The 18,402-nt window shown below is 72.0% G+C and carries 16 protein-coding genes; 6 read left to right on the forward strand and 10 right to left on the reverse strand.

Features of this window, described 5'->3' with window-relative positions; genetic code table 11:
- Positions 1 to 8: 8 nt before the first annotated feature.
- The 8 genes from PYS65_RS01540 to PYS65_RS01575 form a co-directional block, all read right to left on the reverse strand.
- On the reverse strand, positions 9 to 752 hold the full coding sequence (locus PYS65_RS01540) for a PIG-L deacetylase family protein (RefSeq protein ID WP_279331874.1): 744 nt from the start codon (positions 750 to 752) through the stop codon (positions 9 to 11).
- Between the two features lie 79 nt (positions 753 to 831).
- Positions 832 to 2,133: an alpha/beta fold hydrolase gene (locus tag PYS65_RS01545; RefSeq protein WP_279331875.1), complete on the reverse strand. Its 1,302-nt coding sequence runs from the start codon at positions 2,131 to 2,133 to the stop codon at positions 832 to 834.
- A gap of 111 nt (positions 2,134 to 2,244) precedes the next feature.
- Complete coding sequence (locus PYS65_RS01550; RefSeq protein ID WP_279331876.1) at positions 2,245 to 3,270, reverse strand: LacI family DNA-binding transcriptional regulator; 1,026 nt, start codon at positions 3,268 to 3,270, stop codon at positions 2,245 to 2,247.
- 284 nt (positions 3,271 to 3,554) lie between these two features.
- Entirely contained in the window at positions 3,555 to 3,875 is a 321-nt protein-coding gene (locus PYS65_RS01555; protein WP_279331877.1) for an L-rhamnose mutarotase, read from the reverse strand.
- Positions 3,876 to 3,906: 31 nt separating this feature from the next.
- A complete protein-coding gene (rhaS, locus tag PYS65_RS01560; protein ID WP_279331878.1) occupies positions 3,907 to 4,992 on the reverse strand; it encodes a rhamnose ABC transporter substrate-binding protein in 1,086 nt (361 codons plus the stop codon).
- Between the two features lie 68 nt (positions 4,993 to 5,060).
- Positions 5,061 to 6,098: an ABC transporter permease gene (locus tag PYS65_RS01565; protein ID WP_279331879.1), complete on the reverse strand. Its 1,038-nt coding sequence runs from the start codon at positions 6,096 to 6,098 to the stop codon at positions 5,061 to 5,063.
- Entirely contained in the window at positions 6,091 to 7,131 is a 1,041-nt protein-coding gene (locus tag PYS65_RS01570; RefSeq protein ID WP_279331880.1) for an ABC transporter permease, read from the reverse strand. Before PYS65_RS01570 ends, PYS65_RS01565 begins: the two co-directional genes overlap by 8 nt.
- On the reverse strand, positions 7,128 to 8,645 hold the full coding sequence (locus PYS65_RS01575; protein WP_279331881.1) for a sugar ABC transporter ATP-binding protein: 1,518 nt from the start codon (positions 8,643 to 8,645) through the stop codon (positions 7,128 to 7,130). The genes PYS65_RS01570 and PYS65_RS01575 overlap by 4 nt, the downstream gene beginning before the upstream one ends.
- A 262-nt stretch (positions 8,646 to 8,907) precedes the next feature.
- Between PYS65_RS01575 and rhaI the strand changes: the two genes are divergently transcribed.
- The 6 genes from rhaI (at position 8,908) to PYS65_RS01605 (ending at position 16,668) form a co-directional block, all read left to right on the forward strand.
- The gene (gene rhaI, locus PYS65_RS01580) at positions 8,908 to 10,068 is read left to right on the forward strand and encodes an L-rhamnose isomerase (RefSeq protein WP_279331882.1); all 1,161 of its coding nucleotides are present in this window, start codon (positions 8,908 to 8,910) and stop codon (positions 10,066 to 10,068) included.
- Between the two features lie 155 nt (positions 10,069 to 10,223).
- Positions 10,224 to 12,263 (forward strand): bifunctional aldolase/short-chain dehydrogenase, encoded by a 2,040-nt coding sequence (locus tag PYS65_RS01585; protein WP_279331883.1) that lies wholly within the window; start codon positions 10,224 to 10,226, stop codon positions 12,261 to 12,263.
- Positions 12,264 to 12,319: 56 nt separating this feature from the next.
- The gene (locus PYS65_RS01590; protein WP_423836148.1) at positions 12,320 to 13,711 is read left to right on the forward strand and encodes a rhamnulokinase; all 1,392 of its coding nucleotides are present in this window, start codon (positions 12,320 to 12,322) and stop codon (positions 13,709 to 13,711) included.
- A gap of 73 nt (positions 13,712 to 13,784) precedes the next feature.
- A complete protein-coding gene (locus tag PYS65_RS01595) occupies positions 13,785 to 14,540 on the forward strand; it encodes a (Fe-S)-binding protein (RefSeq protein WP_279331886.1) in 756 nt (251 codons plus the stop codon).
- Entirely contained in the window at positions 14,537 to 16,033 is a 1,497-nt protein-coding gene (locus tag PYS65_RS01600) for a LutB/LldF family L-lactate oxidation iron-sulfur protein (protein WP_279331887.1), read from the forward strand. Before PYS65_RS01595 ends, PYS65_RS01600 begins: the two co-directional genes overlap by 4 nt.
- Entirely contained in the window at positions 16,030 to 16,668 is a 639-nt protein-coding gene (locus PYS65_RS01605; protein ID WP_279331888.1) for a LutC/YkgG family protein, read from the forward strand. Before PYS65_RS01600 ends, PYS65_RS01605 begins: the two co-directional genes overlap by 4 nt.
- Before the next feature lie 31 nt (positions 16,669 to 16,699).
- On the opposite strand, the gene PYS65_RS01610 is transcribed toward PYS65_RS01605, so the two are convergent.
- A complete protein-coding gene (locus PYS65_RS01610; protein WP_279331889.1) occupies positions 16,700 to 17,677 on the reverse strand; it encodes a threonine/serine dehydratase family protein in 978 nt (325 codons plus the stop codon).
- Between the two features lie 65 nt (positions 17,678 to 17,742).
- A complete protein-coding gene (locus PYS65_RS01615; RefSeq protein WP_279331890.1) occupies positions 17,743 to 18,381 on the reverse strand; it encodes a DUF6629 family protein in 639 nt (212 codons plus the stop codon).
- Between the last annotated feature and the right edge of the window lie 21 nt (positions 18,382 to 18,402).

Genomic DNA, 18,402 nt, shown 5'->3' on the forward strand with positions numbered 1-18,402 from the left:
GCCGCCCTTCACCGGGGGAACAGTTCGAAGGTGACCGCCGGCCGGTTCCCGAACCGCTTGCCCGACTGCCGGGCGTCCCCCGGCAGGAAGCTGCGTACATACGCCTCGGGATCCTCGTCGGTCAACGACTCGAGGTAGGTGCGGTGTTCGAGCCGGGAGCGCACCGCCCGCTCCCGGCCGACGGTCGCGTCCACGGCGTGGGTGGGCATGCTGGAGCCCGCCACGGCGACCCAGCGGACACCGTTCCAGGGTTCGAGGCCCTGCTCGGTCAGTTCGGGGAAGATCCACCGGTTTCCGGCGTCTCCGGCCGCGTCGAGCACCGCGCGGCCGACCGCCACGTGGTCCGGGGCGTTCCAGAACGTCTCGCCCCAGGTCTCCCGGTGGTTCAGGGTGACCACCAGTTCGGGGCGGTGGCGGCGGATGGCGGCGGTGATGTCCCGGCGCAGGGCGGTGCCGTACTCGATGACGCCGTCCTGGTGGTCCAGGAACTCCACGGTCGACACGCCGACCACGGCCGCGCTCGCCCTCTGCTCCCGCTCCCGGATCGGACCGGCCTCGGCGGGCTCCAGGGTGTCGATGCCCGCCTCGCCGCGGGTCGCCAGCACATAGCCGACCTCACGGCCGGCGTCGGTCCAGGTCGCGATCGCGGCGGCGCAGCCGTACTCGATGTCGTCGGGGTGGGCGACCACGGCCAGTGCGCGCTGCCAGTCGTCGGGCATGGGCTCGAGTTGGGCGAACGTCACCTCGGTCATGCCCGCAGAGTAACCCGTCCCACCGACGACACCCCCCGGGGCCCACCCGGAGCCCCGGGGGGCACGCCTCACTCCGCGCTCACACCTCGCCCCGGGCCAGCGCCAGCAGCCGGTCCAGCACGCGGGGGCCGCCCGCGCGCACGCCGTCGTGCTCGAACTCGTCGGTGACCCAGGTGCGCAGGCCGCGGATCGCCCGCGCGGTGCGCAGGGAGTGGTCCGTGTCGACGTACATGTCGTCGTGGTAGACGGCCGCCGCGACCGGGACCTCGTTGACGGCGAGGCGGGCCGGGTCGTACAGCGGCGTCCAGCCGGTGCGGGCGGCGAGCAGTTCGGCGGTCTCGCGCAGCGGGCGCAGCGCGGGGTCGCAGTCGAACACCCAGGGGTGGACGGTCTCGCCGGTGAACAGCAGCGGCCCGTCGCCCGCGAGCGCCTTCGCCGCGTCGAACTGCGGGAACTCGGCCCGCACCCGCTCGGCCGACCAGGCGGTGGCCCGGCCGTCCTGACCGTAGATCGACTCGTGGACGAGCGCGTACAGCGGGTGCCCCGCGTACGACAGCAGGCCCTGTGCCTGCTCCTGGAAGGCGTCGGAGAGCGCGGGGCCCGCCGGGGTGCGGACGAAGGCGTCCTCCAGGAGGTAGTGCAGCCGGTGGCTGCCGTCGCCGCTGCCGAGGAGGATGCCCAGGGACTGGAACGCCTCGACGGTGAGCCGGTAGCCGTTGGGGAGGACGACCTCGTGGGTGAGGAGGTGGTCGGCGATCCGGCGGGCGCGCTCGACGTCCTGCGGGTAGCGCGCGTAATGGGCGGTGACCTTGCGCTCGATGCGCGGGTAGGCGGCCCGGTAGACGTCCTCGGGGTGGGCGTCCAGGGAGGGCAGGCCGCCGGTGATCACGGCGGTGGCGAGGCCCTCGGGGGCGGTGGACAGGTAGGCGACCGTGCAGAAGCCGCCGAAGCTCTGGCCGAGGACGGTCCAGGGGGCCCCGCCGGTGACCTCGGGGCGGATCGCCTCGCAGTCGCGGACGATGGAGTCGGCGCGGAAGCGGGCCAGGTAGTCGGCCTGCTCGGCGGGGCCGCCGCGCAGCGGGAGCGTCTGCCGGTTGGCGGGGGTGGAGCGGCCGGTGCCGCGCTGGTCGAGCAGCAGGACCCGGTACTCCTTCAGGGCCCGGCCGAGCCAGGCCTGCTGCCCGATGAAACGGTTCGCCCCGAAGCCGGGGCCGCCCTGGAGGTAGATCAGCCACGGCAGGTCCCGGTCCGCCTTGTCCGCGGCGACGGCCTCACGCGCGTACAGCTCGATCGTCTCCCCCGAGGGGGCGTCGTGATCGAGGGGCACGGTGAAGCGGCGGTCGGTGAGGACGACGCCGGGCTGGCGGTAGCTGACGGTCAACGGGACTCCCGGGACGAACGAATTGTCGGATCGCGACCCAGTTCAGCACATGTTCGTCCGGCCTTCGAGCCCGGGATCACGCAATTCTTTTCGCGTCTTCCCGTGCAGCGGTCAGCGTGCCGACAGGCTGGAGCGGCGGACCACGAGTTCCGGGCGCAGGACGACCCTCCGGTGCTCGTGGGGCGCGGCCCCCGTCCCGGCCTCCGTCTCCTCCAGCAGCAGTTCCGCCGCCAGGGCGCCCATGGTGACGGCCGGCTGCCGTACCGAGGTGAGGGGGACGGCCGCCGCGGCGGCGAACTCGATGTCGTCGTAGCCCACGATCGCCAGGTCGTCCGGGACGCCGACGCCGGCCGCGTACATGGCCTGGAGCACGCCGAGGGCGAGCAGGTCGTTGGCGCAGAACACGGCGGTGGGGCGGTCGGCGAGGCCGAGCAGCCTGGCGCCCGCGTCCCGTCCGGCGGCGACGTCGAGGCGGTCGGTGGGCAGCTCGCGCAGTCTCTCCGGGCCGAGTCCGGCCTCGGCGAGCGCGTTCAGGGCGCCGGTGCGCCGGTCCCGGACCTGGTTCAGACCGGGCGGCCCGCTGACGTAGGCGAGGGACCGGTGTCCCGCGTCGACGAGGTGGCGCACGGCCAGCGCGCCGCCCGCCACGTCGTCCACGGAGACGGAGCACTCGGTGGTGCCCTCGGCGACCCGGTCGACCAGCACGAAGGGGATGCCGTGCCGGCGGAAGGCCTCGATGGTGCGGCCGGTGGCGTCGGCCGGGGTGAGCAGCACGCCCCGCACCCGCTGCTCGGCGAACAGGGAGAGGTACTCGGCCTCCTCGCTCGCGTTCTGGTCGCTGTTGCAGACCATCACGCCGAGTCCGGCCGCACGCGCGGCGCGCTCGGCGCCGCGTGCCACGTCGACGAAGAAGGGGTTGCCCATGTCGAGGACGAGCAGGCCCATGATCCGGCTGCGGCCCGCACGCAGTTGCCGCGCCGACTCGCTGCGGACGTAGCCCAGCCGGTCTATGGCGGACAGCACCCGTGCCCGGGTCTCGACAGCGACCGTCTCCGGGCGGTTGATCACGTTGGAGACCGTGCCGACGGAGACTCCGGCGACGCGGGCGACGTCCTTGATACCCACCGACTGGGCCATCGGGTGGAAACCTCCGAGGAAACGTGGGGGGCGGGTGGGACTTCGCGGGGCGGCGGGTGCGCCTTCACATTACCGGCACGGCCGCACCGGCTGCGGTTGCCTGCGGGCGGGGTCGGACGGGCAGCCGGAAGCCGGCGACGTGCGGCGGCCTCCGGTCGGCGTGGCCCAAGGCCGCGAAAGGACCGGCCGGGCCGGCCGAGGCGGGGCCGGTCACGGTGCCGAGGGCGGCTCCGGCCGGCAGGGTGCGTCGTCCCCTCGTGGAGGACTCCGTTCTCAGGCGAGTCTCAGGCGAGGTGGAAGACTTCGGTGAGCGGTCGCATCGCCTCGTCGGGGCGGGTCCCGTCGAGGGATTCGAAGAGGGGGGCCATCTCGGCCTGCCAGCGGGCGTTGACCTCGGTGGCCTCCATACCGGCCTTGGCGGCCTCGAAGTCCTCCGTCTCGAGGTAGCCGACGAGGAGGCCGTCGTCGCGCAGAAAGAGCGAGTAGTTGTGCCAGCCGGTGGCCGAGAGCGCCTCGCGCATCTCGGGCCACACGGCGGCATGGCGTTCGCGGTACTCGGCGAGCTTGTCCCGGCGGACCTTGAGCAGGAAACAGACGCGCTGCATGAAGTACCGCTCCTTCCCTGAGCGTTGATGCTCAGAAGTCGAACTGGTCGATGTTCTCGGCGTTGAAGACGGTGGGCTTGCCGAGGTTGATCACGCCGTCCTTGCCGATGGTGTACTCGCCCATCGCGCCGGCCTCGAAGGTCTCGCCCTCCTTGCCGGTGATCTGGCCGGAGGCCAGGGCGACGGCGGTGCGCGCGGCGAGTTCGCCGAGCTTCGCCGGGTCCCAGAGCTCGAACGCCTCGACGGTGCCGTTCTTGACGTACTTGCGCATGTCGTTGGGGGTGCCGAGGCCGGTCAGCTTGACCTTGCCCTTGTACTTGGAGCCGGAGAGGTACTGGGCGGCGGCCTTGATGCCGACGGTGGTCGGGGAGATGATCCCCTTCAGGTTCGGGTACTCCTGGAGCAGTCCCTGGGTCTGCTGGAAGGACTGCTGGGCGTCGTCGTTGCCGTAGGCGACCTTGACCAGCTTGATGTCCTTGTACTTGGGGTCCTTGAGTTCGTCCTTCATGAACTCGATCCAGGCGTTCTGGTTCGTGGCGGTCTGCGCGGCGGACAGGATCGCGATCTCGCCCTTGTAGCCGATCTGTTCGGCGAGCAGTTGCACCTCGGTGCGGCCCAGGTCCTCGCCGCTGGCCTGCGAGATGAAGGCGTTGCGGCAGTCGGCGGTGGTGTCGGAGTCGTAGGTGACGACCTTGATGCCGTTCTTCATGGCCTGCTTGAGCGCGGTGCACAGCGCGCCGGGGTCCTGCGCGGAGACGGCCATGGCGTCGACCTGCTGCTGGGTGAGCGTGTTGACGTAGGAGACCTGGCCGGCGGTGTCGGTGGCGCTGGAGGGGCCGACCTCCTTGTAGGTGGAGCCCAGCTCCTTCACGGCCTTCTCGCCGCCCTTGTCGGCGGTGGTGAAGTAGGGGTTGTTGACCTGCTTGGGCAGGAAGCCGACGGTCAGGCCCTTCTTGGTCGGCGCGTTCGGGTCGGCCTTGCCGGCCGTGGCGGCCTGGCCGCCGCCCTCGCTCTTGACGTCGTCCTTGGTGGTGCCGCCGCAGGCGGTGGCGGCCAGGGCGAGGGAGGTGACGGCGGCGAGGGCCGCGCAGGTCCGGCGGAGGGAGGTCTTGCGCATGGTGGATTCCTTACGGACGAGACGGGCGGGACGGACGGGGGCGAGGGGGCGAGACGGGCGGGGCGGATTCACGGGGCCGGGGTCGGTGTCCTGGGCGCCGGTGGCGGGGCGGACGCCGCCCGGCGTCCGGCCCGGGCCGCGGAGAGCTGCCGTGCGACGCGCGGGCCGAGCACGGAGACGACGAGCAGGACGCCGGTGACCACGATCTGTGACTGGGCGGAGACGTTGACGAGGCTCATCACGTTCTGCAGCGCGCCGAGCAGGAAGACGCCCGCGATCGCGCCGCCGAGGGTGCCCTTGCCGCCGTCGAAGTCGATGCCGCCGAGCAGCACGGCGGCGACGACGGAGAGTTCGAGGCCGGTGGCGTTGTCGTAGCGGGCGCTGGCGTAGTGCAGGGCCCAGAAGACTCCGGTGAGGGAGGCCATCAGGCCGGTCAGGGTGAACAGGATCAGCTTCTGCCGCCTGACCCGGATGCCGGCGAACCGGGCGGCTTCCTCACTGGCGCCGATGGCGAACAGCGACCGCCCGAACGGGGTGGCGTGCAGCGCGACCACGGCGATCGCGAGCAGCACCAGGAAGGGCAGGAAGGCGTACGGGACGAAGGTGTCGCCGATGCGTCCGGCGGCGAAGTCCAGGTACTGCGTGGGGAAGTCGGTCACCGCGTCGGAGCCGAGGACGATCTGCGCGATGCCGCGGTAGGCGGCGAGGGTGCCGATGGTGACGGCGAGGGAGGGCAGGCCGATCCGGGTCACGAGCAGACCGTTGACCAGTCCGCAGAGCACGCCGATGAGCAGGCAGATCGGGATGATCGTCTCGATGGCCAGGCCCTGGTTCCACAGGGCGCCCATCACCGCGCCGGACAGGCCGGCGGTGGAGGCGACGGAGAGGTCGATCTCACCGGAGACGACGAGCAGGGTCATGGGCAGGGCGATCAGCGCGATCGGCAGGGTGTTGCCGATCAGGAAGGACAGGTTGAGCGCGTTGCCGAAACCGTCGACGGTCGCGAAGGACAGCAGCAGGACCACGACGAGCAGGGCGCCCACCACCGTGTCCCACCGCACGGACGGGGACCGGCGGACGGCGCGCGCGAGAGCGGAGTCAGCCATGGCGGGCGTTCCTCTTCTTCAGGGCGGTGGCCACGCGCAGCGCGACGATCCGGTCGACCGCGATGGCGAGGATGAGCAGGATGCCGTTGATGGCGAGCACCCACACGGAGCTGACGCCGAGGGCGGGCAGCACACTGTTGACTGAGGTCAGCAGCAGTGCGCCGAGCGCCGCGCCGTAGACGCTGCCGGAGCCGCCGGTGAAGACCACGCCGCCGACCACGACGGCGCTGACGACGGTGAGTTCGTAACCGCTGCCGGTGCCGGAGTCGACGTTGCCGAACCGGGCCAGGTACAGGGCGCCCGCGAGTCCGGCGAGGGCGCCGCAGAAGGTGTACGCGGCGAGGATCCGCTTGCGTACGGGGATGCCGGCCAGCCGGGCGGCCTCGGGGTTGGAGCCGAGCGCGTACAGCTCGCGTCCGCTGCCGAAGTGCTTCAGGTAGTACGCCGTCGCCACGAGCACCGCGAGGGCGATGAGCGCCAGGTAGGGCACCGCCGAGATGCCGCCGGATCCGAAGTCGACGAATCCGCCGGGGAGATCGGCGGCGGTGATCTGGCGGGAGCCGACCCAGATGGAGTCGATGCCGCGGATGATGTAGAGCGTGCCGAGGGTGACCACGAGGGCGGGCACCTGACCGAGGCTGACGAGCAGTCCGTTGAGCAGTCCGAAGCCGATGCCGAGCAGGACGGCGAGGGCGATGGCGACGACCGGGTTTCCGCCGCCCTGGAGGTGGACGCCGGCGGCGAAGGCGCTGATGCCGAGCGTGGAACCGACGGACAGGTCGACGTTGCGCGTGATGACGACGAGAGCCTGGCCGGTGGCGACCAGGACCAGGATGGTCGCGTTCAGCAGCAGGTCCTTGATGCCCTGTTCCGAGAGGAACTCGCCGTTGCCGGCCTGGGTGACGGCGATCATCACCAGGAAGACGAGCAGGATGGCGAGTTCGCGCATCTTGAAGACGCGGTCGACCAGCCGGGTGCCGCTCGACCTGGGCACCTCGGCGACGGGGGCTTCTTCGGGAGCGGTGACCGTCATGCGGCGGCCCTCCCCGTGGCTGCGGCCATCACGGTTTCCTCGGTGGCGTCGGTGCGGGGGATCTCGGCGGTGATCCGGCCCTCGTGCATCACCAGCACGCGGTCGGCCATGCCGAGGATCTCGGGCAGGTCGGAGGAGATCATCAGCACGGCCACACCGTCGGCGGCGAGCTGGGACAGCAGCCGGTGCACCTCGGCCTTGGTGCCGACGTCGATGCCGCGGGTGGGTTCGTCCACGATCAGCACCTTGGGGCCGGTGGCGAGCCACTTGGCGAGGACGACCTTCTGCTGGTTGCCGCCGGACAGGGTGTTCACCGTGTCGGCGATCCGGTCGTACTTGACCTGGAGCCTGACCGCCCAGTCGAGGGAGCGGCTGCGCTCCGCGCCTCGGTCCATCAGGCCGGCCTTCACGGTCGTACGCAGGCCGGTGAGGCCGATGTTGCGTTCGATGGACATGTCCATCACCAGGCCCTGGGCGCGCCGGTCCTCGGGGACCAGGGCGAGTCCCGCGGCCATGGCGGTGGACGGGGCGCCGTTGGTGAGCGCGCGTCCGTCGACCTCGACCTCGCCGGCGTCCCAGCGGTCGACGCCGAACACAGCGCGGGCCACCTCGGTGCGCCCGGCGCCGACGAGTCCGGCGAGGCCGACGATCTCGCCGCACCGCACGTCGAAGGAGACGTCGGTGAAGACCCCCTCGCGGGTCAGCCGTCGCACGCTCAGGGCGATCTCCCCGGGGCGCACCTCCTGCTTGGGGTACAGCTCCTCGAGGTCGCGGCCGACCATGCGGCGCACCAGGTCGTCCTCGGTCATGCCGTCCAGCGGCTCACTGGCGATCCGGGCGCCGTCGCGCAGGGTGGTGACCCGCTCGCAGATCTCGAAGATCTCCTCCAGCCGGTGGGAGATGAACAGCACCGCCGCGCCCTGTTCGCGCAGGGTGCGCACGACGCCGAAGAGGCGGGCGACCTCGCTGCCGGTGAGGGCGGCGGTCGGCTCGTCCATGATCAGGACGCGGGCGTCGAAGGAGAGGGCCTTGGCGATCTCGACGATCTGCTGGTCGGCGATGGACAGGCCGCGGGCCGGCCGGTCGGGATCGAGTTCGACGCCGAGCCGCCGCATGAGGGCGGCGGTCGCGGTGCGGGTGGCCTGGTGGTCGATCCGGCCGAGCGCGCGCCGGGGCTGCCGGCCCATGTAGATGTTCTCGGCGATCGACAGGTCGGGGAAGAGCGTGGGCTCCTGGTAGATCACGGCGATTCCGGCGTCGCGGGCGTCGCCCGGACCGTGGAAGACGACGGGCGTGCCGTCGAGCAGCACCTGGCCGGCGTCCGGCCGGTGCACTCCGGCGAGCGTCTTGATGAGGGTCGACTTTCCGGCGCCGTTCTCGCCGGCGAGGGCGTGCACCTCGCCGGGGAACAGTTCCAGGGAGACGTCCCGCAGCGCGCGGACCGCGCCGAAGGACTTGGAGATGTCCCTCAGTGCGAGAACCGGGGCCGGACCCGTGTCGGACGGGTGGGTCATGAGGGCTCCTCGACGACGTCGGCGGGACGGCCCTGGCGACGTCGTGAAAGGTTTCAACTGGGTTGCCGGGACGTTAGGCGCGCGGCGCATGTCACGTCAATGGGTTCCGGTCGAAAAAGTTTCGACAGCTTCAGGTCACACCCTGGTCACGGATCACGGTCTTGTCCGCAGGGGTTGACACTCCTGCGGGGGCGCCATAACTTCCCGTTCTGAATCGTTTCACTCAGTGGTCGATACGACCCGATGTCACAGGAGCCCTGACGTGACCGAGCTCGCCGCGGCGAAGGCCGCTCTCAAGACACAGATCGTCGAGACGCCCTCGTGGGCGTACGGCAACTCGGGGACCCGCTTCAAGGTGTTCGCGCAGCAGGGCGTGCCCCGCACCCCGCGGGAGAAGCTGGACGACGCGGCCAAGGTGCACGAGTTCACGGGGGCCGCGCCCTTGGTGGCGCTGCACATCCCGTGGGACAAGGTCGACGACTACACCGCGCTGGCCGAGCACGCCGAGGACCGCGGTGTGCGGCTCGGCACGATCAACTCCAACACCTTCCAGGACGACGACTACCGGCTCGGCAGCATCTGCCACCCGGACGCGGCGGTGCGCAGGAAGGCCGTGGACCATCTGCTGGAGTGCGTCGACATCATGGACGCGACCGGGTCGAAGGACCTGAAGCTGTGGTTCGCCGACGGGACGAACTACCCGGGCCAGGACGACATCCGGGCCCGGCAGGACCGGCTCGCCGAAGGGCTCGCGGAGGTCTACGAACGGCTCGGCGAGGGTCAGCGGATGCTGCTGGAGTACAAGCTCTTCGAGCCGGCGTTCTACACCACGGACGTCCCGGACTGGGGCACCGCGTACGCGCACTGCCTGAAGCTCGGACCGAAGGCGCAGGTCGTGGTGGACACGGGACACCACGCGCCCGGGACCAACATCGAGTTCATCGTCGCGACGCTGCTGCGGGAGCAGAAGCTCGGCGGGTTCGACTTCAACTCGCGCTTCTACGCCGACGACGACCTGATGGCGGGCTCCGCCGATCCCTTCCAGCTGTTCCGGATCATGCACGAGGTGGTGCGCGGGGGCGGGTTCACGCCCGAGACCGCGTTCATGCTCGACCAGTGCCACAACATCGAGGCCAAGATCCCGGCGATCATCCGTTCCGTGATGAACGTGCAGGAGGCCACGGCGAAGGCGCTGCTGGTGGACCGGGCGGCGTTGGGTGAGGCGCAGGCCGCGGGGGATGTGCTGGAGGCCAACGCCGTGCTGATGGACGCGTACGACACGGATGTGCGGCCGCTGCTGCGTGAGGTGCGGGAGGAGATGGGGTTGGACCCCGACCCTGTTTCCGCCTATCGCCGGTCCGGGTGGGCCGAGAAGATCGTGGCCGAGCGGGTGGGTGGACAGCAGGCGGGGTGGGGCGCTTGATCGCCGGGATTCACCTGCCGGGTTCTGTGGTTCGCGGTCTACAGGCCGTATGTGGCTGGTCGCGCCCGCGCGGCGGTAGCCGCAAATTCACCACAGTCCCGCGCCCCTGAAGGGGCGCTTTCCCTCACCCTCTTGACAAGAGAACTGGAACAGATATGGCAAACCATCCCGAAGCCGCCGCCCTCCTCGCCCGTTCTCACCGGCTCGGTGCCGATCCGCGGAACACCAACTACGCCGGCGGCAACGCCTCCGCCAAAGGTGTCGAGACCGATCCCGTCACCGGGGGTGATGTGGAGCTGATGTGGGTCAAGGGGTCCGGCGGGGACCTCGGGACGCTGACCGCGGAAGGGCTGGCCGTGCTCCGGCTGGACCGGCTGCGGGCGCTCACCGACGTCTACCCCGGGGTCGGGCGCGAGGACGAGATGGTCGCCGCGTTCGACTACTGCCTGCACGGCAAGGGCGGTGCGGCTCCCTCCATCGACACCGCGATGCACGGGCTCGTCGACGCCGCCCACGTGGACCACCTCCACCCCGACTCCGGGATCGCGCTCGCCTGCGCCGCCGACGGGGAGAAGCTGACCGCCGAGTGCTTCGGCGACACCGTCGTGTGGGTGCCGTGGCGGCGGCCCGGTTTCCAGCTCGGTCTGGACATCGCCGCCGTGAAGGAGGCCCATCCGCAGGCCGTCGGATGTGTGCTCGGCGGACACGGGATCACCGCGTGGGGCGACACCTCCGAGGAGTGCGAGCGCAACTCGCTGCACATCATCCGCACCGCCGAGAAGTTCCTCGCCGAGCGTGGCCGGCCGGAGCCGTTCGGGCCGGTGCTCGAGGAGTACGAGGCCCTGCCCGGGGACGAGCGGCGGGAGCGGGCCGCCGCCCTCGCGCCCTACGTGCGGGCCGTCGCCTCGCAGGACCGGGCCCAGGTCGGGCACTTCGACGACTCCGAGGCCGTACTGGACTTCCTGGCCCGTGCCGAGCACCCGCGGCTGGCCGCGCTGGGCACCTCCTGCCCCGACCACTTCCTGCGCACCAAGGTCCGGCCGCTCGTCCTCGATCTGCCGCCGGCGGCCCCCCTGGAGGAGGCCGTGGCCCGGCTGACGGAGCTGCACACCACCTACCGCACGGAGTACGCCGCCTACTACGAGCGCCACGCCCTGCCCGACTCCCCCGCCATGCGCGGGGCCGACCCGGCGGTCGTGCTGGTTCCCGGCGTGGGCATGTTCAGCTTCGGCAAGGACAAGCAGACCGCTCGCGTGGCCGGCGAGTTCTACGTCAACGCGATCAACGTGATGCGCGGGGCCGAGGCGGTCTCCACGTACGCGCCGATCGAGGAGTCGGAGAAGTTCCGCATCGAGTACTGGGCGCTGGAGGAGGCCAAACTCCAGCGGATGCCGAGGCCGAAGCCGCTCGCCACCCGGGTGGCGCTGGTGACCGGCGCCGGCAGCGGCATCGGGAAGGCGATCGCGCGGCGGCTGGCCGCCGAAGGCGCCTGTGTCGTCGTGGCGGACCTGAACGGGGACAACGCGGCTGCGGTGGCAGAGGAGTTGGGCGGATCCGACAAGGCCGTCGCCGTGACCGTCGACGTCACGTCGGAGGAGCAGATCGCCGAGGCATTCCGGGCGGCGGTGCTCGCCTTCGGCGGGGTCGACCTGGTGGTGAACAACGCCGGGATCTCCATCTCCAAGCCGCTGCTGGAGACGTCCGCGAAGGACTGGGACCTCCAGCACGACATCATGGCCCGCGGTTCCTTCCTCGTCTCCCGTGAGGCGGCCCGGGTGATGATCGCGCAGGGGCTGGGCGGGGACATCGTCTACATCGCGTCCAAGAACGCCGTGTTCGCCGGTCCGAACAACATCGCCTACTCGGCCACCAAGGCCGACCAGGCCCATCAGGTACGGCTCCTCGCCGCCGAGTTGGGCGAGCACGGCATCCGCGTCAACGGGGTCAACCCGGACGGTGTGGTGCGCGGTTCCGGGATCTTCGCCGGCGGCTGGGGCGCCCGGCGCGCGGCCGTGTACGGGGTGCCGGAGGAGAAGCTGGGCGAGTTCTACGCACAGCGCACGCTGCTGAAGCGGGAGGTGCTGCCCGAGCACGTGGCGAACGCCGTGTTCGCGCTGACCGGCGGCGATCTCACCCACACCACGGGCCTGCACGTCCCGGTCGACGCCGGCGTCGCCGCCGCGTTCCTGCGGTGAGCGCCGCCGTGCGGCCGTACGCGGCGGTCGACCTCGGCGCGTCCAGCGGGCGTGTCATGGTCGGCCGGGTCGGCCCCGACAGCCTGGAGCTGACCGAGGTCCACCGCTTCCCCAACCGGCCCGTGCGCGTGCCCGAGGGGCTGCGCTGGGACATCCTCGGGCTGTACGCCGGAGTGCTGGACGGGCTGCGGGCGGCGGGTGACGGACCGGCGTCCGTCGGCATCGACAGCTGGGCCGTGGACTACGGCCTGCTCGACGCCGACGGGGCGCTGCTGGGCAACCCGGTGCACTACCGCGACCGCCGTACGGAGGGGGTCGCGGAGAAGGTGTGGGCGAGCGTGCCGGCCGAGGAGCTGTACGCGGCGACCGGTCTGCAGTACGCGCCGTTCAACACCCTGTACCAGCTGACGGCGGCCCGCGGCACGGCCCAACTGGCACAGGCCGGGCGGCTGTTGCTGATCCCTGATCTGCTGACGTACTGGCTCACCGGTGAGCAGGGCACGGAGCTGACCAACGCCTCGACCACGCAGCTGATCGACCCGCGCACCCGCGACTGGTCCCACACGGTCGCAGAGCGGCTGGACATCGATCTCTCCCTGTTCGCTCCGTTGCGTCAACCCGGAGATCCCGCAGGAGAGTTGCGTCCCGAGGTACTGGAGGAGACCGGGCTGGCCGGGCCCGTCCCGGTGACGGCGGTCGGCTCGCACGACACCGCTTCCGCGGTGGCCGCCGTGCCCGCCACCGATGAGCGGTTCGCCTACATCTGCACGGGCACCTGGTCGCTGGCCGGTCTCGAACTGGACGCCCCGGTCCTGACCGAGGAGAGTCGCGCCGCCAACTTCACCAACGAGCTGGGGCTGGACGGCACCGTCCGGTACCTGCGCAACATCATGGGCCTGTGGCTGCTCCAGGAGTGCGTACGGGCCTGGGGCGATCCGGACCTGGGGGCGCTGCTCCTGGAGGCGGCGAAGGTGCCGGCGCTGCGGTCGGTGGTGGACGCCGGGGACGCGGCGTTCCTGGCGCCGGGGCGGATGCCGGAGCGGATCGCCGAGGCCTGCCGCGTCTCGGGGCAGCCGGTGCCCGGCTCCCCCGCCGAGATCACCCGCTGCATCCTCGACTCGCTCGCCCTCGCGCACCGCGGCGCGGTCGAGGACGCCCAGCGGCTCGCCGGGCGCTCGGTCGACGTCGTGCACATCGTGGGCGGCGGCACCCGCAACGCCCTGCTGTGCCAGCTGACCGCCGACGCCTGCGGGCTGCCGGTGGTGGCCGGCCCGACCGAGGCGGCCGCGCTGGGCAACGTCCTCGTCCAGGCCGGTGTGCGCGGCCAGGCCGGCGGTCTGGCCGGGATGCGGCGCCTGCTCACCCGGACCCAGCTGCTGACGCGGTACGAACCGCGGGGCGGAACCCGGCGGTGGGAGGCCGCTCGGGCCCGGCTCGCCCGGGACTGACCGGAGGTCTCCCCCGCGCGGTGCCCGCGCACTACCCTGCATCCACCCGACGATCGATCCACAAGGAGCCGCGATGCGTGTCGCCCTGTTCCTGACCTGCGTCAACGACACGCTGTATCCGGACACCGGGCGCGCCGTCGTGAAACTGCTGACCAGGCTGGGTGTCGAGGTCGACTTCCCGATGGCGCAGACCTGTTGCGGTCAGGCGCACTACAACACCGGGTACCGGCACGAGGCGGAGCCCCTCGCCGAGCACTTCGCCGACGTCTTCCGGGACTACGAGGCGATCGTGACGCCGTCCGGGTCGTGCGGGGCGATGGTGCGGGAGCTGTATCCGCGGATGGGCGAGCGGGCCCGTGCCCAGGGGCGCGGGGACGCCCTCGCGGCCACGCTGGCGCCCGTGGTGCCCAAGACGTACGAGCTCACGGAGTTCCTGGTGGACGTGCTGGGGGTGACGGATGTCGGCGCGTACTACCCGCACACGGTGACCTATCACCCCACCTGCCACGGGCTGCGCTCCCTGGGGCTCGGCGAGCGGCCCCGGCGCCTCCTTCAGGCCGTACGGGGGCTGGAGCTGGTCGAGCTGCCGGGAGCGGAGGAGTGCTGCGGCTTCGGTGGCACGTTCGCGCTGAAGAACCCCGACGTCTCCGCGGCGATGGGCGCCGACAAGGTGCGCAACGCCGAGTCGACGGGCGCCGAGGTGCTGTGCGCGGCGGACAACTCCTGTCTGATGCACATCGGGGGGACGATGACCAGGCTGCGCACCGGTATGCGGCCGGTGCACCTCGCGGAGATCCTGGCGAGCACGAAGGAGGAACCGGCCGTATGAGTGGGACGTTCGTCGGGATGCCCGGCTTTCCCGCGTTTCCGAGCGCCGCCCGGGAGGCCGTGCACGACACCACCCTGCGCGGCAATCTCCGGCACGCCACGCACACCATCCGCGCCAAGCGGGCCAAGGCCGTCGCGGAGGTGTCCGACTGGGCGGAGCTGCGGGAGGCCGGCAAGCGGATCAAGGACCACACGCTCCGTCACCTCGACCACTACCTGGTGCGACTGGAGGAGTCGGTGACCGCCGCGGGCGGCACCGTCCACTGGGCCGCCGACGCGGACGAGGCCAACCGGATCGTGACCGGACTCGTCAGGGAGACGGGCGAGTCGGAGGTCGTCAAGGTCAAGTCGATGGCCACCCAGGAGATCGAGCTCAACGAGGCCCTCGAGGCCGCGGGCATCCACGCCTACGAGACCGATCTGGCCGAGCTGATCGTGCAGTTGGGCAGGGACCGGCCCTCGCACATCCTCGTCCCGGCGATCCACCGCAACCGCGGTGAGATCCGGGACATCTTCGCCCGTGAGATGGGCGACTGGGGCCGTCCGGCGCCCGAGGGCCTCACCGACACACCCGCCGGACTCGCCGAAGCCGCGCGGCTGCACCTGCGGGAGAAGTTCCTGCGCGCCAAGGTCGGCGTCTCCGGCGCCAACTTCATGGTCGCCGAGACCGGCACGCTGGTGGTGGTGGAGTCCGAGGGCAACGGGCGGATGTGCCTGACCCTGCCCGAGACGCTGATCTCGGTCGTCGGCATCGAGAAGATCGTGCCGACCTGGCGGGACCTGGAGGTGTTCCTGCAGACCCTGCCCCGCTCCTCCACCGCCGAGCGGATGAACCCGTACACGTCCACCTGGACCGGCACCACCGACGCGGACGGCCCGCGCGCCTTCCACCTCGTGCTGCTGGACAACGGCCGCACCGACACCCTCGCCGACGAGGTCGGCCGCCAGGCCCTGCGCTGCATCCGCTGCTCGGCCTGCCTCAACGTCTGCCCGGTCTACGAACGGGCCGGCGGCCACGCCTACGGCTCCGTCTATCCGGGCCCGATCGGCGCCATCCTCAGCCCTCAGCTGCGGGGCACGGCGAGCGAGATCGACGCCTCCCTGCCGTACGCCTCGTCGCTGTGCGGGGCCTGCTACGAGGTGTGCCCGGTCGCCATCGACATCCCCGAGGTGCTGGTGCATCTGCGGGAACGGGTCGTGGAGGGCGGCGAGGTCACCCGGGGCGGCAACAAGGTGGTGCTCAGGCCCGCGAAGGGGCACGCCGCCGAGCGTGCGGCGATGCGCGCGGCGCGCTGGGCGTTCACCCGTCCGGGGGCGCTGCGCACCGGTCAGCGCCTCGCCTCCCGCACCCGCCGTCTGCACCCGCGCACCCTGCCGGGTCCCGGCCGGGCGTGGAGCGGGACCCGGGACCTCCCGCCGGTCCCCGCCGAGCCGTTCCGGGACTGGTGGCAGCGTACGCGGGGCGGGAACGACGTGAAGGGAACCGCCGGATGAGCAGCAGGGAACGGATCCTGGGCCGGGTGCGACGCGCCCTCGCGGACGTACCGAAGGACGACACCCCGTACGAGCGGGCGGTCGCCCGGGAGTATCTGCGCGAGCACGGGCAGCGGACCGTCGCGGAGACGATGGACCTCCTCGCCGAGAACCTGGCCGACTACCGGGCGATCGTGCACCGCACGGATGCCGCCGGCCTGGCCGGGACCGTCGCCGGACTCCTGTCCGCGCGCGGCGCGTCCTCGGTCCTCGTCCCGCCGGGGCTGGACGAGGCCTGGCTCGCGCGGACCGGCGTGACGCGGGTCGCGGACCGGGCGGAGAGCACCCCGCGCGAGCTGGACCGGGTCGACAGCGTGGTCACCGCCTGCGCGGTCGCCGTCGCCGAGACCGGCACGATCGTGCTGGACGGCTCGCCCGACCAGGGCCGCCGCCGCATCACCCTCGTCCCCGACCACCACATCTGCGTCGTCCGCGCCGCCCAGGTCGTCCCCTCCGTCCCGTACGCCCTCGAACGCCTCGACCCGAGCCGCCCGCTCACCTGGATCTCCGGCCCGTCGGCGACCAGCGACATCGAACTCGACCGGGTGGAGGGCGTCCACGGCCCACGCACCCTGGAGGTCGTCCTGGTCGGCTGAGACCGGTACGGCACGTCACGGACGACGGGGGTCAGTCCTGAGGGCCGCAGAGCCGGGCGAAGCGCGCCGCGTCGACGTTGCCGCCGGAGAGGATCAGGCCGACCCGCTGTGGGAGGGGGCCCGCGCGGCCGGTGAGCAGTGCGGCCAGCGGGGTGGCACCGCTCGGCTCGAGGACGATCTTCAGGCGCTCGAAGGCGAACCGCATGGCGTCCCTGATCTCGTCGTCGCCGACGAGGACGATTCCGTCGAGGAGCCGCCGGTTGACGGAGAACGTCAGTTCACCCGGCGTGTGCAGTGCCTGCCCGTCGGCGATGGTGCGCGGGACCGGGATGCTCACGCGGTGTCCCGCCTCCAGGGACCGCTTGGTGTCGTCCCCCGCCTCCGGCTCCACGCCGATCACCCGCGTTCCGGGGTACAGGCCCTTGACCGCGGTGGCACTTCCGGCGATCAGCCCACCACCGCCGACCGGCGCGAGCAGTACGTCCAGCTCCCCGGCTTCTTCGAGGAGTTCGAGTGCGGCCGTGCCCTGCCCCGCGATGACGTGCGGGTGGTCGTAGGGCGGGACGAGCGCCAGGCCGCGCTCCGCGGCCAGGGCCTCGGCGACGGCGACACGGTCGCCGGTGTACCGGTCGTACGTGACGATCCGAGCGCCGTACGCCTCGGTGGCCGCCCGTTTCGAGGGCGGGGCGTCCTCGGGCATGACGATGACGGCGGTGGTGCCGAGTTCCCGGGCGGCCAGGGCGACGGCCTGGGCGTGGTTGCCCGAGGAGTAGGCGGCAATGCCCCGGGACAGCTGCTCGGGGGTGAGGCGGGAAGCCGCGTGGTAGGCGCCGCGGAACTTGAAGGCGCCCACCCGCTGGAAGTTCTCGCACTTCAGGTGGACCTCGGCACCGACGAGCGCGTCCAGGGTGCGGGAGCGCAGGACCGGCGTGCGGTGGGCGACGCCTTCGAGCCGTGCGGCGGCGGCACGGACGTCGTCGAGGGTCACCGACGGGGTGGTGGTCGTCACGCGGTGACTGTACGTCCCGTCACCGTCGGCCGAAAGGGTGCGCCCGGGAGCGGGCGCGGTGGGTCTCAGCGGGTTCCGTCCGGGCCGGGCCGCACCGGGGGGCGGCCGCGTACCCAGCCGAAGAGGGCCAGCGAGCACAGGGCGGCGAACGCGCACCAGGTCGAGACGAACTCCAGCCGCCACAGGGCCCAGCAGACCAGCGCGCCCGCGGCGGCCAGGGCGCCCAGCGTCCGCAGGCCGCGGTCGCCGGACAGCAGCAGCGCGCCGACCGTGGCCACCAGGTAGCCCACGGCCGCCAGTGGAGCGTGCGGCAGGTCCAGGACGTATCCGACGGTGTGCCCACGGACCTCCGCCCGCACCGGGCGCGTGGCGAGTACGTACCCGAGGGCCGCCGCCGTCACGGCACCGGCGGCGAGCGGCACGATCAGCGCGCGCCGCGCGGGGTGCGGGGCGGCGCACCACACGCCCACCGGTACCCAGAGCGCCAGGAGCGGCAGGGCGACGACCGCCCAGAGCAGGACCGCCGGACCCGTCCCTCCGTCCGAGGCCCAGACCGCCGCCTCGATCATCTGGTGCACTCCGAGCAGCAGCGGCAGCATGGCCAGCGGGAGGTCACGGCCGCGGTCCGCCCGCGCCACGCAGGCCGCGCCGACCGCCGCGACACAGACGCCCGCCACGAGGTCGGCCTCCGCACTCCAGCACATCGCTCCGTCCTCGGGTCACCC

Source organism: Streptomyces cathayae, assembly GCF_029760955.1.
Classification (GTDB): domain Bacteria; phylum Actinomycetota; class Actinomycetes; order Streptomycetales; family Streptomycetaceae; genus Streptomyces; species Streptomyces cathayae.

Coding starts and splice junctions, on each gene's coding strand:
- PYS65_RS01540 (WP_279331874.1), bottom strand. CDS start 752: ATGACCGAGGTGACGTTCGCCCAACTCGAGCCCATGCCCGACGACTGG.
- PYS65_RS01550 (WP_279331876.1), bottom strand. CDS start 3,270: ATGGCCCAGTCGGTGGGTATCAAGGACGTCGCCCGCGTCGCCGGAGTC.
- PYS65_RS01555 (WP_279331877.1), bottom strand. CDS start 3,875: ATGCAGCGCGTCTGTTTCCTGCTCAAGGTCCGCCGGGACAAGCTCGCC.
- rhaS (WP_279331878.1), bottom strand. CDS start 4,992: ATGCGCAAGACCTCCCTCCGCCGGACCTGCGCGGCCCTCGCCGCCGTC.
- PYS65_RS01565 (WP_279331879.1), bottom strand. CDS start 6,098: ATGGCTGACTCCGCTCTCGCGCGCGCCGTCCGCCGGTCCCCGTCCGTG.
- PYS65_RS01570 (WP_279331880.1), bottom strand. CDS start 7,131: ATGACGGTCACCGCTCCCGAAGAAGCCCCCGTCGCCGAGGTGCCCAGG.
- PYS65_RS01575 (WP_279331881.1), bottom strand. CDS start 8,645: ATGACCCACCCGTCCGACACGGGTCCGGCCCCGGTTCTCGCACTGAGG.
- PYS65_RS01585 (WP_279331883.1), top strand. CDS start 10,224: ATGGCAAACCATCCCGAAGCCGCCGCCCTCCTCGCCCGTTCTCACCGG.
- PYS65_RS01590 (WP_423836148.1), top strand. CDS start 12,320: ATGGTCGGCCGGGTCGGCCCCGACAGCCTGGAGCTGACCGAGGTCCAC.
- PYS65_RS01595 (WP_279331886.1), top strand. CDS start 13,785: ATGCGTGTCGCCCTGTTCCTGACCTGCGTCAACGACACGCTGTATCCG.
- PYS65_RS01600 (WP_279331887.1), top strand. CDS start 14,537: ATGAGTGGGACGTTCGTCGGGATGCCCGGCTTTCCCGCGTTTCCGAGC.
- PYS65_RS01605 (WP_279331888.1), top strand. CDS start 16,030: ATGAGCAGCAGGGAACGGATCCTGGGCCGGGTGCGACGCGCCCTCGCG.
- PYS65_RS01615 (WP_279331890.1), bottom strand. CDS start 18,381: ATGTGCTGGAGTGCGGAGGCCGACCTCGTGGCGGGCGTCTGTGTCGCG.